Raw genomic sequence first — 14,800 nt, 5'->3', positions numbered from 1 at the left:
TTGACTATAAAAACCCCGTACATATGAGATGATCATGACTTTGTCTCATATGTACGGGGGGTGTTGTTATGTCTTGCTTAATGTTTGGACTGTAAAGACAAGACAATTTCGTTGTAATTGATATTTTCTCGAATTTGAGCTGCAACGATATTGTTGATTTTATTTTTGCGAATTAATTCATCTAAAAGATGACGTTGTAAGTACAATGCTTCCAATTTGTGGTTGTGGAACATAGCTTGCGGTATGATTTGATTGCTATTTTCTTGACGTTCTTTTCGACGTTGTGCACGCCACTTTAATGAGCGACTCATATCATAGTAATGATTAATGACTAAGCTAACCTCAAGTACATTTGTACTATTTTGTTCTTCTTTTAAGCGTAAAATAATATTGTGATTCACAATACGCATAATTTTTTGAACATCTTTGAATGAATTTTCAAATTCTTGCTTTTTAGATTCTTTGTTTAAGGCTTTGTAGTGCTTTATCGCTTTAAGTCTAAGCCATAACATCTTGAAGAAGTTTGCAAATTTTTCAACAAATGATGCAGTACGGTGTGTCTCTGTTAATTCGACAATATTGCGGTAATTATTTATATCCTGATATGTTGCCTTACCTTTATCAATTAAACGCTCAAGTGTAGATGTTTCGATTACTTTTGCAATATCTTCTAAACGTTTGAGTTCTTTTGTATTTTGATTATCAGGTTCTGAATTTAATAAAAATAACAATTCTCCATAGTATTGGGTTAATACTGGTCGATAATTTGTATCGTTTTTGTCTTTTTTACTTTCGTTTTTAAAATGTTCGATAACTTTTTGGACAATGAAAATTTTGGCAGATTGATAAGTCATACCTTTAAAAGTAGTATCTTCGGCAGATGGTGTAATTAAAGGTAAAACAATTTGCGCTAAGATTAAACTAATTAATACCATGAAAGATGCAATAAACAATAAATCATTACGGTATTCGAATGCTTGTCCTTTTGTAATGATAAATGGTAATGTAAGTGCCATTGAAAGTGAAATTGTACCGTGAATACCACACATGGTCATAATAAATGCGTAACGCACACGAGAAGGTGGTGTTTCATGTGAATCATGTTCCTCGTCTAGATAAGATTGTATATTTTTCGGGAAATAAAAATCTTTGTACCAGAAATAAACCCAAACAAATCGACATGCATAAATTGCAATAGCGATTAATATAGTGATCAATATTAAAAATGAAAAGTTGTCCGGCTCTGTTTGGAAAATATCTATGACTACAGTAGGAATCATAAAACCTAATACAACAAATACAAAACCATTTAAGGCATAACTAAATGTGTTCCAAATTTGATGGTAATTCATTTGTAGTTCCGTTTGTGCTCTAATTAAACGGTCGCGTTCTAAACCATGGATTAGACCTGCGATTACAACTGCAATGATACCTGAAGCATGAACTTCTTCTGCTAAAAAGTATACGACAAAAGGTGTTAATAATTGAATAAAAGTTAAGGTATTGTTATCTTTTAAACCTTTATTAGCGGTTAAGTCTATACGTATTCTAACGACAACGAATCCAATAATTGCACCAATAAGTACACCTAGTATTGTTGAAATGATAAATTGTTCAACAGCTTGGAATAATGAAAAGGTACCAGTTACTAATGCAGTAACAGCAATTTTAAATGAAATGATACCTGCTGCATCATTGAGTAAAGATTCACCTTCTAAAATCGTCATAGAACCTTTAGGTAATAATTTCCCACGTGTAATAGCAGATACTGCTACTGCATCAGTAGGACATAAAATTGCTGCTATTGCAAAAGCGGCTGGCATTGGTAAGGCAGGCCAAATCCAATGTATAAAATAGCCAACACCGACTACAGTTGCAAACACTAGTGCCATTGACATTAATAGTATAGGTTTACGATATTCTAATAATTTTGTTCGAGAGACGTGGGTACCTTCCACAAAAAGTAGTGGCGCGATAACGGCAAACATAAATACTTCAGAATTGAATTGGAAATCAACTTGTATTGGAATAATGAAAATAACGACACCTAATGCAATTTGAATAAAGGCAGTAGGAATTTGTGGGAATCGATTATTGATAACCGAACTAATAATCACAGCAAAAATAAAAATTAAAAATGCTTCTAATAGTGCCATACAATACTCCTCAAAATTTTAATAGTTAATATTTTATCACTTTTAAGGCATAATGACATAGATATATTGATAAAATGAAGTTATTTTCAAAAAAACTCTAGTATCGGTTGAACTGATACTAGAGCGAGATGTTTAAATTATTGATTGTCATATCTGAAATGACCGCTGTCATTTTGTCGTTGTTCATACGCGAGCTTTTCAGCATTCGTTTTGTATTTTTTATAAAAGAAAAATAAAAATATAAACCAGAATGGCGAAATATAAATAGCTGCTCTTGTTTCGTCACTAAAGAATAATAAAATGAATACAAAGAAGAAGAACGCTAGAATAATGTAAGCAATAGGCTTACCACCAATCAACTTAAATTTACTGTTTTTGTGTGCCTCAGGATGCTTTTTCAAATACATTAGATAAGCGACAATAATCATTGCCCAAACAACTAAAAACAACACAGTTGATAACGTTGTAACGTATATGAATAGTTGAATTGCATTAGGAAAAATATAATTTAACAAGGCTGCTATAAGTAATGCAATTGATGAAACTAACATTGATAAATAAGGCACGCCATGACTATTCGTTTTATTTAAAACTTTAGGACCTAACCCTTGTTGTGACAGTCCGAATAAGATACGACTATTCGAATAGATTCCACTATTTGTAGCAGAGGCCGCGGCAGTTAGCACGACAAAGTTAACGACACCTGCTGCAAATGGCACGCCGATTAATGTAAAGAGTTTAACGAAAGGGCTACTATTTGGATCGATATCATTCCAAGGTATGACTGACATAATTACTAATAGACCACCGATATAGAATAATAAAATACGGATAGGTACATTATTAATTGCTTTCGGTAAGGTTTTTTCAGGATCTTTCGTTTCACCAGCAGTTACACCTATAAGTTCAATACCAATGAATGAATATACAGCAATTTGGAATGACATTAAGAAACCAAATGTTCCTCCAGGGAACATGCCGCCGTGACTGATTAAGTTTGTGAATGATGCAGGCCCATAATGTGTTTTAAATGAGAAAAAGATTAATACAAGACCAACGATAACCATCGCAATAATTGTGACAACTTTAATAATCGAGAACCAAAACTCCAGTTCACCAAATAATCTGGCACCTAATAAGTTGAAGCTAATCAAGATTAAAACAATAAATAGCACGGTAATCCAATTTGGGACTTGTGGATACCAAAATGCAAAGTATTGTCCCATCGCAGTTAGGTCTGACATACTTGATACAATCCAACATAACCAGTAAGTCCAGCCAATGACAAAGCCACCAAAAGGGCCTAAATATTCATTTGCAATATCAACAAATGAATTAAATCTTGTATTGCTCAACAACAATTCGCCTAATGCGCGCATAAAAGCGAATAGTACAACCCCAATAATCATGTATGTGAATAACAGTGATGGACCAGTTAAAGATATTGTTTGACCTGATCCTAGGAATAACCCAGTTCCAATTGCGCCCCCAATTGCTATCAATTGGATGTGTCTGTTATTCAACTCTCTATGCAATTTTCTTGCCATAATTTTCCTCCTCAGGATAAAGCAAATAAAAAAGTTGTGTGTAAGCGTTTTCTTAATTATAAATACTAAAGAAATCCATTTAATAAAGCAATTATTTTTTTAAATATAAGAAAAAACATTTGATAGGCAAGGGTATGATAACTAAAACTTATCGATTTTTTGAAAAGATATAAGTTTTTATGCAAAAATATAAAATAATCATCTAAATGAAGCAGTTAACTATATATATTAGATAAGCTATGGCATAATAAATAACATTTTAATTTGAGTAAAGAAGGTATGGGTATGAAGATAGGGACAATCGCCGATTTACATTTTGATCGTCATAATAAAAAAACATCCAAAGATTACTTAGAGGCATTGGTTGAAATAGTTAAGTATAAAAATTTGGATATATTGTTGATTGCGGGAGATATCTCAAATCATTATCAATTGACGCACCAATTTATAACGCAATTGACAAAACAATTAGATATACCTGTGAAATTTGTTCCTGGAAACCATGATTTATGGGAAGTTGAAAGTATGACTACGCAAGACATTTGGAATAATTATAAGAGTATGTCACAGTGCTTGGTAGGAAAACCATTTATAGTAAATGAAGAATGGGCAATAATAGGACATACAGGTTGGTATGATTATAGCTTTGCAGCACAACGATTTTCATTAGATGAGTTACAAAGAGGAAAACATTATGGTGCGACTTGGCAAGATAAAGAACGAATATCTTGGGGCATATCAGATCAAAATTTATCTAAAATAGCGGCTGAACAAGTGAAGAAAGATATATTAGAAGTAGGAAATAGACGAGTGATTTTAGTCACACATGTTGTGACGTACCCTGATTTCATTGTTCCTATGCCGCATCGTATATTCGATTTTTATAATGCATTTATTGGGACAAGTGATTTCAATCCTTTGTATGCGATGTTCGATATACCATATAGTATTATGGGCCATGTTCATTTTCGGAAAAGTGTGATGGATGATGGCAGATGTTATCTCTGTCCGTGTCTAGGCTATCCAAGACAATGGCGTTCAGAAGATATTTACCAGGAAATAAATGAGACGATACAAATAATAGAAATTTAAAATGCGCAAACCTGACCCAGTTTGCGCATTTTATGTTTTACACACGCGAGTAATGTGTTTACTTACGTGTGTTTATTTTGTTGTTGATTTTCAATTGTATATGAATGTGGTTGCACATAAATGCACTTTCTTCCTGGTGAATTAAAGCTGTATTCCATTTTCTCTTTACGAATTTTAATAATTTGTTTGCGATTTGGAATGATGGCAGGTAAAACTAGGCCACGACGAATATGACTCCAAAGTGGATCGATATAATAGTAATAGTAATCATCGTACCCAATGAGTAACGTTACGTGAATATTTGAAACTTGTTTCGCTGGCTTGTTATCAAAGCGGAAAACACGTAGTAATGGTTTAGAACCAAGATTAGTATGGTATATTAACACAGGTTGACCTTGATCGATAATACCTTTAAGATCTTCTAAGGATTTACCAGTGCCGTCTACGATATTAGGATTGTATTTTTGTAAAAATGGTACATATGCTTCTGGAAATATTGTTTGATGATAATTGCCAAGCTTAATGAATAAGTGATGTCCAACATAACCTTTATGTGGATTGTTCGGATGTGTCGGCCAATGCCTCATAATTTCTGTAGCAGGGATATGTTGGTTATTGTATTGCAACATCATGGCTGCGGAAACACCTTCACACCCCATGACCATAGGGATAGGAAATAGCTGACTGATAGGTTTAACTGGTAATATTTTTCGGTTCATAATATAGTCCTCGCATTGATTCAATAAATATTTAATATAATTATATAGCGTCAATGCAAAATGTCCTAAACATATGTTTTACATGAGTGAATAAAATTAATGGAGTGATTAAATGGAATATCAATTACAACAACTTGCGTCGTTAACGTTAGTAGGTATTAAAGAAACGTATGAAAATGGACGACAGGCTCAGCAACATATAGCAGGGTTTTGGCAAAGATGTTATCAAGAGGGAGTAATTGCGGATTTACAGTTAAAAAATAATGGTGATTTAGCCGGGATACTTGGCTTATGTATACCCGAATTAGACGGTAAGATGTCATATATGATTGCAGTTACCGGAGATAATAGTGCTGATATTGAAAAATATGATGTCATAACATTAGCAAGTTCAAAGTATATGGTATTTGAAGCACAGGGCTCAGTACCTAAAGCAGTTCAACAAAAAATGGAAGAGGTTCATCACTACATACATCAATATCAAGCAGATACGGTAAAATCAGCACCATTTTTTGAGTTGTATCAGGATGGTGATACTACAAGTGAAAAATATATTACAGAAATTTGGATGCCTGTTAAAGGGTGATTGAATAGAAATGTACTTGATATGAAGGCGTAATTTTAGTTGAAGATTGGATCTCATAATTCATAAAGAAGAACCCCGACAAAGATAGATATCTTTGCTAGGGTTCTAATTATGTTGAAGTGTTATGCGACATGTTGCTTTTTAATCATTTTAAAGTAAATGATTTGTAGACTGACTAATAGAATGGCTGTAATGAAGATAATAATCATATATGGTGATGTATTAAATTCGCCTTTTAAGCCAACTAATGGTGCAACAGCGCCACCTAAGATAAATTGGAATAAGCCAAGTAAACTTGATGCGTTACCACTGCCACCTGTTCGTTCTTCCATAGCCATTGTGAAACCAAGCGGTCCAATTGACGTCACAGGACACACATTTAAGAAGAATGCGATGAGTAAGACCCAAAGTGGTAAATGGAATGTAAGTGTCAGGATAATTAAAGCAACACCTACCACTTGTATAATAGTTAAAATGATTAATAATAAGTGGCGATGTAATTTTTCTACTAATAAAGCAACGACTTGACTGACAATGATTAAACCTACACCGTTAACAGCAAACATGATACTAAATTGTTGGGGTGTCATATTATATAATTTTTGAGTAATAAATGGCGATGCAGATGAATAACTAAATAGCATTACATAAGTTAAACCTTGTAATAACATTGGAATAATAAATGCTGGTTTTTTCAAAAGACTTCCAAAGTCTTTAATGACGCTACTAAAATTCACCTGCTTTAATTCATCTTTAGATGTTTTAGGTAATTGAGAAGCGACGCCAATTAAAATGATGAGTGCCACAATAGTTAAAATTGTGAAAATAGAACGCCATGTTGCTACGGATAAAGCTAATCCACCGGCTAATGGTGCAAGAATAGTGATGATGCCATTAACTACCATTAAAGATGCTAAAAATTTAGCGAGTGCGTTGCCAGTAAATTTATCACCAGCAGAGGCTTTGGCAATAACGATGACGCCACCACCTGTCAAACCTTGAATAAATCGTAAAGTTAAGAATAATGGCAATTGATCAACAAACATAGACAAACCTGATACCAAAATGAAAATGATTAAAATGGATACAGCAATCCGTTTGCGACCAAAAGCATCGGATAAAGGTCCAAAGATAAATTGGCCTAGTGCAAGACCAATCATTGTGAATGATAATGTTAATTGAATTTCTGATGTAGTAGAACCAAAATCACCTTGCACTTTAGGTAATGATGGTACGTACATATCTATAGTTAGTGGGCCAAAAGCGGTCATGACGCCTAACGTAATTAGCAATAAAAATGAAAAATGCTTCGTTTTGGTTTTCGAAGATTGCATGATCAGACTCCTTTAAATGATATAATTATATAAATTATATACGTTTTGTGTGTATTTGTATGTAGTTAGAATACAAGTTTATAAAAAAAATCCCTATACTCTTAATGCATCATCACGAATAACTTAGTGATACAGATAAAGTATAGGACTTAATTAATTTATATACTTATTGAAAGGTGAAATAATTAATTGCCACCACCATTGTCATCTTTAAATAGACTTTCTAATTTTGATTTAATACTGTCGAATTTTGTATTAATATCATTTAACATGCTTTCAATTTTACCTTGGCTTGCATTGTTTTTAAGTGCATTATTTGCCTCTGTCAATTTGTTGATTTGGTCTTGATAAAATTGAGTTAGCTTAGAATCAGCTTTGTTTTGTTCTTGCTGCTTCAAGTTGTCGATTTGATTTTGTAAATTTTTAATAATGTCATCAGTTTTTTGGTTGTTTTTAATATTTTCTTTAGCATTATCGACTTGCTGATTAATTTGGCCGTCTTGATTTTCAACTTGTTTTTTATAATTTTGAGAGACTTTAGGGTCATTACTAACTTTATCGCTATCATTGTTAAGTAAGGCGCGTGTGACAAAAATAGCGACAATAATTAAGAGAATAGCAATAATGATATATAACCATTTTTTTGAACGGCGTGATTTCTCGTTTTCTTCTTCAAGAATTTGTTCTCTTCGATAATCTCTACCGTTATAGTATCGTTCCGGGTGCTCTTCAGGATCGCCTTTAGCATATTGTTGTCTATACGATGCGTCTTCAGATTGACGACGATGATTTTGGTTTTGATTGTCGTATTGATATGAATCACGGTATTTATCAGTTCTTTTCATGGGTTTCACCTCATTCAAGTTTTAACTGCAAATAATAAAGCTGATGATTTACTTTGACATTATTGTAATTTCAGAATACGAGCAATGTCAGTTGCAGTGTTTAATAAATTTTGTTCGCTATTTTGTAGGACATCTTCTAAAGTGCTAGGTGAAGAGATTATAGAATAGGCACTATCAATACCGAAATCGTAAACATGTTGATAATTTTCGCCTAGACTGCCACAAATCGCGATGACAGGAATATGATATTGTTTTGCAGCTAACGCAACGCCTACGGGTGTTTTACCAAAGATGGTCTGATAATCCATGCGTCCTTCTCCAGTAATAACGAGGTCTGCATCTTTAATTCTTTGATGAAAATCTGTAATGTCAAAGACGACATCAATACCTTTTGTTAAAGTTGTCTCACAAAACGCTAATAATGCTGCGCCCATACCGCCAGCTGCACCAGAACCTGGTATTTGATTAACGGACTTTCCTGTGCACATTTTTATCTTATCATGATAATGCGACATTGCGAAATCCAACTTTGGTATCATCTTTGCATCAGCGCCTTTTTGAGGACCATAAATATAGGTAACACCATTTTCACCCAATAAAGGATTTGAAACATCGCAGGCCACTTTAAAAGTCACTTCTTTTAATCGCGAATCTAGATTGGTTATATCGATTTGTGCAATGTGAGCAAGATTAGCACCATTCATTTGTAATAAGTCCCCGTTTACATCAGTAAACTTTACGCCTAGTGCACTTAGCATACCTGTACCACCATCATTTGTTGCACTGCCACCAATCCCTAAAATAATGGTCTTAGCACCATGATTTAATGCATCTTTAATTAGTTCACCGGTACCATATGATGATGTGTATAAAGGATTACGTTCCTCTTTTTCTAATAAATCCAAACCTGACGCTGCTGCCATTTCAATAATTGCAATTTGTTGTTCGTCTGCGCGTGCATAACATGCTTCAATAGGTCGCATTAAAGGGTCATTAACGATGACTGTATACTTAGTAGCACCTGTTGCATGCATTAAAGCATCTGTGGTACCTTCACCACCATCAGCCATCGGAATGATATCATAATGAAGGGTATTCCCATAAACATTAGTAAATGCCTGTTTTATAATATTGCCAACTTGCTGTGCGGTCATACTTTCCTTAAATGAGTCAGGAGCGATGACAATTTTTTGTAATTGCATAGTAGACATCCTCTCATTACTGTTGTCGCTCTTATTGTATATAAAATTACTATTGAACTAAAGTAATCTCTATAGTGCTAATGAGTCGCACGATAAATCAGTTACATTATAATGGCGTATAAGGATGAGGGGAAAGAGACTAAATTTGCTGTGAAAGGGTATAAAAACTGAAATAAGTATATTTGAAGAGAAGCGGATTGGCTCGCATATTCGAGTATGTTGGAGAACGCAGTTATACATATATTTTGATGTTGAGGAGTTACACATATGAAACTAACACAAACGCATGCTGAAATTTTAAAATTTATCATTGTTGGCGGCATTAATACGTTAAACTATTATGTTGTCTATTTATTGCTGTTAAAATTATTACACATTGAATATATGATTAGTCATATTACCGGATTTATAGTCGCTTTTGTGATTTCGTATTATTTGAATTGTTATTTTGTTTACAAGGTAAAACCTACTTGGAGAAAATTCATTAGTTTTCCAATTACGCAGATTGTCAACGTAAGCTTACAAACAGTTTTATTATATGTATTTGTATCCTGGCTAAATTTGCCAGCAGAAATTGCACCATTTGCTGGTTTAATTATTACGATACCCATCACATTTATATTATCTAAATGGATTTTAAAAGATAGCAATTAAATTAGCGTAAACCACTAAAAAACGCTTTACTCGAACTTTAATATTGCGTGAAATATAATAAATAAATGATATAATATAATGGTCGCCTAACATCTCGGGCGTTACTTTAACGCAGAGAGGAGGTGTATGACGGATGTTCAATTTATTAATTGACATCATGACTTCAGCTTTAAGCGGCTGTCTTGTTGCGTTTTTTGCACATTGGTTACGAACGCGCAACAATAAAAAAGGTGACAAATAACCAACACCTAAATAAATCCCCTCACTATGGCAGTAGTGAGGGGATTTGGTGTATTTAGATGTTCAATTTATTATGTAACTAATTATAGCATTGATGAACAAGGTGTGCAATGTATTTTTGCAATATTACAATAAATGAATTTAATTGTATTAGAATTAAGTATTTCGAAAAATGATTTAATAGTTGAGTCATAGGATCATTAGATAAAGCGAATAATCAATTATAGGGACATTGGGATACAAATCAATGTACTAGACTCTACAAGGCTATACTCAGGGACCCAACATAGAGAAATTGGATCCACAGTTTCTACAGACAATGCAAGTTGGCGGGGCCCCAACACAGTAGCTGGCGGAAAGTCAGCTTACAATAATGTGCAAGTTGGCGGAGCCCCAACATAGAGTTTTACTCATGTATTCCTATTTTTAAGTACATATTAGCTGTGGCTAAGGATAAAGAATCATTACATAATAAATCATTAGTGGCTCTTTATCATTTCTGCCCCATAACCTTGTGAATTTTTAAAAGAAATGTGTCACAAATCCACGCGACATTGATAATCGTTATCAACTAATATATGATGTACTTGTAATAAGTATTGATTTTTAACAAATAACAAATTTATATTATGTATATCATCCAGTGAAATAAATAATATAAGCGGCTTAATTTAGATTATTAATTGAAAGGAGTTACATATACGATGAACAATCAGACAAATTGGATAAAGATACTCAGCGGATTTGCTTCTGATAGTAAATGGAAAATTATGTTATCAATTTTGTTGTCTATCATCAGTGTCTTTTCTGGATTAGTTCCATATTGGGCAGTCTTTAAAATTATTTTAATGATGATTAACAATGCATATACGATTAATTCGATTATGGTTTATATCTTTATTGCTTTAATCGCTTATATTTCACAAGTGTGTTGTTTTGGAGCGTCAACGATGCTATCACATATTACGGCATATGAAATTTTATCTGAAATTCGTAAAAAATTAGCTCAAAAATTAATGCGTCTCCCTTTAGGCGTAGTGGAATCTAAGAAAATAGGTGAATTAAAAAATATATTTGTCGATAAGGTTGAAACAATAGAATTACCTTTAGCACATATGATTCCTGAAGTTATAGGAAACTTACTTTTGTCAGCTGCTATCTTTTTATACATAATGCTCATTGATTGGCGTATGGCTAGTGCCTTATTAGTAACGATACCAATTTCAATTTTCGCTTTTAAAAAAGTTATGTCTGGATTTAATGAGACATATGCTGAACAAATGAAATCGAATAATTATATGAATAGCGCGATTGTAGAGTTTATCGAAGGCATTGAAGTGATTAAAACATTTAATCAATCTCAAAGTTCATATAAAAAGTATAAAGATGCAGTAGATAATTATAAGATTCACACTTTGAATTGGTTTAAAAATACATGGGGATATATGAATTTAGGTTCAAGTGTATTACCTTCAACATTTTTAGGGATTTTACCGGTCGGCATGTATTTGATATCTATCAACCAATTAAACTATGCGGAATTTTTCCTATGCATCGTATTATCTTTAGGTGTAGTAGCACCGATTAAGAATTTTACTAATTATGTAAATCATTTAAAGTCTATACAATACGCATTAACTGAAGTGAATCAAATATTAAGTCTAGAAGAGTTAGTATTGTCAACAAAATTTAAGAAGCCTCAACATTATGAAATTGCTTTTAATAATGTTGGATTTTCATATAACAAAGATAAGGACGATCTGGTCTTTAAGCATTTATCATTTACAGTACCAAAAAATAATTTCACAGCTATCGTCGGGGCATCTGGTAGCGGTAAGTCAACCATTGCCAAGCTTATATCACGATACTGGGATGTGACTTCAGGTGAAATTACGATTGGCGGTATAAATATAAAAGATATTGAATCGAAACAACTTAACGATTTAGTTGGTTTTGTTGGACAAGATAACTTTTTATTAAATCTTACTTTTAAAGAAAATATTAAACTTGGCAATCCAGAAGCTACGGATGAGGCAGTTGAAAAAGCTGCCAAGTTAGCACAATGTCATGAATTTATTGAAAAGTTGCCAGATGGATATGATACGAATGTTGGTACAGTGGGAGATAAATTGTCTGGTGGTGAAAAACAACGAGTCACTATTGCAAGAATGATATTAAAAGATGCGCCTATCATTGTATTAGATGAAGCGACTGCTTACGTTGATCCAGACAACGAACAAAAAATTCAAGAAGCATTAAATGTGTTGACGCAGGATAAAACATTGATTGTTATTGCACATCGGTTATCTACGATTCAACATGCAGATCAAATTATTGTTTTAGGTAAACAACAAATTTTAGAAAAAGGGTCACATCACTTATTGCTAAAATTAAACGGTAATTATAAGAAAATGTGGGATACGCACATGCATACAAAAGATTGGGGAATCAATACTGGACATAATTAAACTAATGAGAAAAGGAGGTCAAATATGTTTCAAATTACATTTAAAATTTTAAACTGGATAAGACCATATAAAGCAAGAATGATTTTAGGATTTAGCATGTCATTTTTAAATGCTATTTTTATTGCGTTACCTATCTTTTTAGCTGCAAAAATATTTAATAATGTGCTATCTCATAAACCTATTTATATGAAAGATATATTGAATGTTGTAATTATCATGGTTTTATTAGTGATTGGACGATTTATTACAGCATATTTCAAAAGCAAAAGCCATGAGAGCATCGCTTATGAAATGAGTGCGAAAGAACGTTTAGATATAGGGGATAAATTGAAAAATGTAAGGTTAGGTTATTTTAATTCGCATCATTCAAATGAGTTAACAACAATAGTAACAACAGATTTAACCTTTTTAGAAAACTTTGCTATGAAAATGGTGGACGTTGTTGTTAATGGATACATATTAATTACAGTACTCATATTGTCTCTACTTGTAGTTTCGTGGCAAGTATCATTATTAGCATGCATTGGCGTATTACTATCATTTTTTGCGATTCAATTATTAGAAAGAAAGAGTCGACAAAATGCGCCAGCGTATCATAATGTACAAAACCAATTAGTGGAAAAGGTATTGGAGGTTATTCGTGGTATTCAAGTAATAAAATCATTCGCGAAAGAAAATAAGAGTCTTAAAAGTTTTAACCAAGCAGTCAATGAAAGTAAACGTATAAATACAAAAATAGAAATGCAATATATCCCATTCAATTTATTGCATTTACTTAGTTTAAAAGTTGTTTCAATAATGATTGTATTAGTTGCATGCTTATTATATATGAATCATAGTATTGATTTACCTACCCTTATTATGATTTCAATTTTTTCATTTGTGATATTTGATAGTGTTGAAAATATTAATAGTGCTGCACACGTACTTGAAATGATAGATATGACGATAGATGATATTGAAAAGATAAAAAATGCTCCAGAACTGGATGAGAATGGAAAAAATTTGACGATTAAAAATGAAAATATCGCTTTTCAAAACGTGAATTTTTCATATGATGATAAACAAGTGATAAAGAATGTGAATTTTGAGATACCTACACAAACATCAACAGCAATAATTGGACCTTCAGGAAGTGGGAAATCTACATTATGTCACTTACTCTTGCGCTTTTATGATATCGATGATGGAAATATTCGCATCGATGGTGTTGATATTAAAGATATGACATTAAGTACGTTAATGTCGAAAATTAGTGCAGTATTTCAAAAGGTGTATTTATTTAATGATACGATTGAAAATAACATATTGTTTGGCAATCCAGGTGCAACGAAAGAAGAAATTATTCGTGCAGCGAAGCAAGCATGTTGCCACGACTTCATCATGTCATTACCTGAGGGATATCAAACAATGCTAAATGAAAAAGGTAGTAATTTATCTGGTGGAGAAAGACAGAGAATTTCTATCGCCCGGGCAATTTTGAAAGATGCACCAATTATTATTTTAGACGAAGCAACAGCAAGTATTGATCCTGAAAACGAACATCTCATTCAACATGCAATTGATGAATTGAGTAAAGGCAAAACGGTTATTACAATTGCACACAAACTAGAAACTATTAAAAATGCAGATCAAATTATCGTACTCTGTGATGGTGAAATAATACAAAGAGGAAGTCATGATGAATTAATTCAAAAACCAGGGATGTATCAAGACTTTATAACAATAAAAAGTAAGTCAGCAGGCTGGAAATTATAAATAATAGTTTAATATGGAAACAGAATGTGGAAATAAAAAAGGTGACAAATAACCAACACCTAAATAAATCCCCTCACTACTGCAATAGTGAGGGGATTTGGTGTATTTAGATGTTCAATTTATTATGTAACTAATTATAGCATTGATGAACAAGGCGCTCAACGTAATATTACAATTAATGGATTGTTTCACAACATGG

General features: G+C 32.8%; 12 protein-coding genes. 6 read left to right on the top strand and 6 right to left on the bottom strand.

Going from position 1 to position 14,800, the window contains the following annotated elements; genetic code table 11:
• Nucleotides 1–77 precede the first annotated feature (77 nt).
• Both JV528_RS03535 and JV528_RS03530 read right to left on the bottom strand, forming a co-directional pair.
• A complete protein-coding gene (locus JV528_RS03535) occupies nucleotides 78–2,156 on the bottom strand; it encodes a cation:proton antiporter (RefSeq protein ID WP_196931774.1) in 2,079 nt (692 codons plus the stop codon).
• Nucleotides 2,157–2,293: 137 nt separating this feature from the next.
• Nucleotides 2,294–3,703, bottom strand: coding sequence for an amino acid permease (locus tag JV528_RS03530; RefSeq protein ID WP_204254804.1), 1,410 nt, complete (start codon nucleotides 3,701–3,703; stop codon nucleotides 2,294–2,296).
• 285 nt (nucleotides 3,704–3,988) lie between these two features.
• Between JV528_RS03530 and JV528_RS03525 the strand changes: the two genes are divergently transcribed.
• The gene (locus tag JV528_RS03525) at nucleotides 3,989–4,795 is read left to right on the top strand and encodes a metallophosphoesterase (RefSeq protein ID WP_000690189.1); all 807 of its coding nucleotides are present in this window, start codon (nucleotides 3,989–3,991) and stop codon (nucleotides 4,793–4,795) included.
• Nucleotides 4,796–4,857: 62 nt separating this feature from the next.
• Here JV528_RS03525 and JV528_RS03520 read toward each other — a convergent pair whose 3' ends face one another.
• Complete coding sequence (locus JV528_RS03520) at nucleotides 4,858–5,514, bottom strand: C39 family peptidase (protein WP_001080281.1); 657 nt, start codon at nucleotides 5,512–5,514, stop codon at nucleotides 4,858–4,860.
• Nucleotides 5,515–5,626: 112 nt separating this feature from the next.
• Here JV528_RS03520 and JV528_RS03515 point away from each other — a divergent pair, with 112 nt between their 5' ends.
• The gene (locus tag JV528_RS03515; RefSeq protein WP_000456493.1) at nucleotides 5,627–6,100 is read left to right on the top strand and encodes a GyrI-like domain-containing protein; all 474 of its coding nucleotides are present in this window, start codon (nucleotides 5,627–5,629) and stop codon (nucleotides 6,098–6,100) included.
• Nucleotides 6,101–6,222: 122 nt separating this feature from the next.
• Here the strand turns inward: JV528_RS03515 and JV528_RS03510 are convergent, their stop codons facing one another.
• From JV528_RS03510 to JV528_RS03500, 3 genes are all read right to left on the bottom strand, one after another.
• Complete coding sequence (locus JV528_RS03510; RefSeq protein ID WP_001191928.1) at nucleotides 6,223–7,434, bottom strand: putative multidrug effflux MFS transporter TcaB; 1,212 nt, start codon at nucleotides 7,432–7,434, stop codon at nucleotides 6,223–6,225.
• Between the two features lie 185 nt (nucleotides 7,435–7,619).
• Nucleotides 7,620–8,279 carry a hypothetical protein gene (locus tag JV528_RS03505; RefSeq protein WP_000831299.1) on the bottom strand — a complete coding sequence of 220 codons (660 nt, stop codon included), beginning with the start codon at nucleotides 8,277–8,279 and terminating at the stop codon, nucleotides 7,620–7,622.
• Between the two features lie 59 nt (nucleotides 8,280–8,338).
• Nucleotides 8,339–9,481, bottom strand: a complete 1,143-nt coding sequence (locus JV528_RS03500; RefSeq protein WP_001176868.1) for a glycerate kinase — start codon at nucleotides 9,479–9,481, stop codon at nucleotides 8,339–8,341.
• A 267-nt stretch (nucleotides 9,482–9,748) separates the two neighbouring features.
• On the opposite strand from JV528_RS03500, the gene gtxA reads away from it, so the two are divergent.
• The 4 genes from gtxA (at nucleotide 9,749) to JV528_RS03480 (ending at nucleotide 14,601) form a co-directional block, all read left to right on the top strand.
• The gene (gtxA, locus tag JV528_RS03495) at nucleotides 9,749–10,135 is read left to right on the top strand and encodes a flippase GtxA (protein ID WP_000779350.1); all 387 of its coding nucleotides are present in this window, start codon (nucleotides 9,749–9,751) and stop codon (nucleotides 10,133–10,135) included.
• Nucleotides 10,136–10,268: 133 nt separating this feature from the next.
• Nucleotides 10,269–10,376, top strand: a complete 108-nt coding sequence (locus JV528_RS03490) for a type I toxin-antitoxin system Fst family toxin (protein WP_000482647.1) — start codon at nucleotides 10,269–10,271, stop codon at nucleotides 10,374–10,376.
• A gap of 703 nt (nucleotides 10,377–11,079) precedes the next feature.
• Nucleotides 11,080–12,843: an ABC transporter ATP-binding protein gene (locus tag JV528_RS03485; RefSeq protein ID WP_001064817.1), complete on the top strand. Its 1,764-nt coding sequence runs from the start codon at nucleotides 11,080–11,082 to the stop codon at nucleotides 12,841–12,843.
• Nucleotides 12,844–12,867: 24 nt separating this feature from the next.
• On the top strand, nucleotides 12,868–14,601 hold the full coding sequence (locus JV528_RS03480; RefSeq protein WP_204177293.1) for an ABC transporter ATP-binding protein: 1,734 nt from the start codon (nucleotides 12,868–12,870) through the stop codon (nucleotides 14,599–14,601).
• Nucleotides 14,602–14,800 lie beyond the last annotated feature (199 nt).

Origin of the sequence: Staphylococcus sp. GDB20D11A (assembly GCF_016893255.1) — a bacterium.
In the GTDB taxonomy this organism is placed as follows: domain Bacteria; phylum Bacillota; class Bacilli; order Staphylococcales; family Staphylococcaceae; genus Staphylococcus; species Staphylococcus aureus.
Note: the sequence above shows the minus strand (reverse complement) of the source record. Positions and strands in the feature narration are given on the sequence as shown.

Coding starts and splice junctions, on each gene's coding strand:
- JV528_RS03535 (WP_196931774.1), bottom strand. CDS start 2,156: ATGGCACTATTAGAAGCATTTTTAATTTTTATTTTTGCTGTGATTATT.
- JV528_RS03530 (WP_204254804.1), bottom strand. CDS start 3,703: ATGGCAAGAAAATTGCATAGAGAGTTGAATAACAGACACATCCAATTG.
- JV528_RS03525 (WP_000690189.1), top strand. CDS start 3,989: ATGAAGATAGGGACAATCGCCGATTTACATTTTGATCGTCATAATAAA.
- JV528_RS03520 (WP_001080281.1), bottom strand. CDS start 5,514: ATGAACCGAAAAATATTACCAGTTAAACCTATCAGTCAGCTATTTCCT.
- JV528_RS03515 (WP_000456493.1), top strand. CDS start 5,627: ATGGAATATCAATTACAACAACTTGCGTCGTTAACGTTAGTAGGTATT.
- JV528_RS03510 (WP_001191928.1), bottom strand. CDS start 7,434: ATGCAATCTTCGAAAACCAAAACGAAGCATTTTTCATTTTTATTGCTA.
- JV528_RS03505 (WP_000831299.1), bottom strand. CDS start 8,279: ATGAAAAGAACTGATAAATACCGTGATTCATATCAATACGACAATCAA.
- JV528_RS03500 (WP_001176868.1), bottom strand. CDS start 9,481: ATGCAATTACAAAAAATTGTCATCGCTCCTGACTCATTTAAGGAAAGT.
- gtxA (WP_000779350.1), top strand. CDS start 9,749: ATGAAACTAACACAAACGCATGCTGAAATTTTAAAATTTATCATTGTT.
- JV528_RS03490 (WP_000482647.1), top strand. CDS start 10,269: ATGTTCAATTTATTAATTGACATCATGACTTCAGCTTTAAGCGGCTGT.
- JV528_RS03485 (WP_001064817.1), top strand. CDS start 11,080: ATGAACAATCAGACAAATTGGATAAAGATACTCAGCGGATTTGCTTCT.
- JV528_RS03480 (WP_204177293.1), top strand. CDS start 12,868: ATGTTTCAAATTACATTTAAAATTTTAAACTGGATAAGACCATATAAA.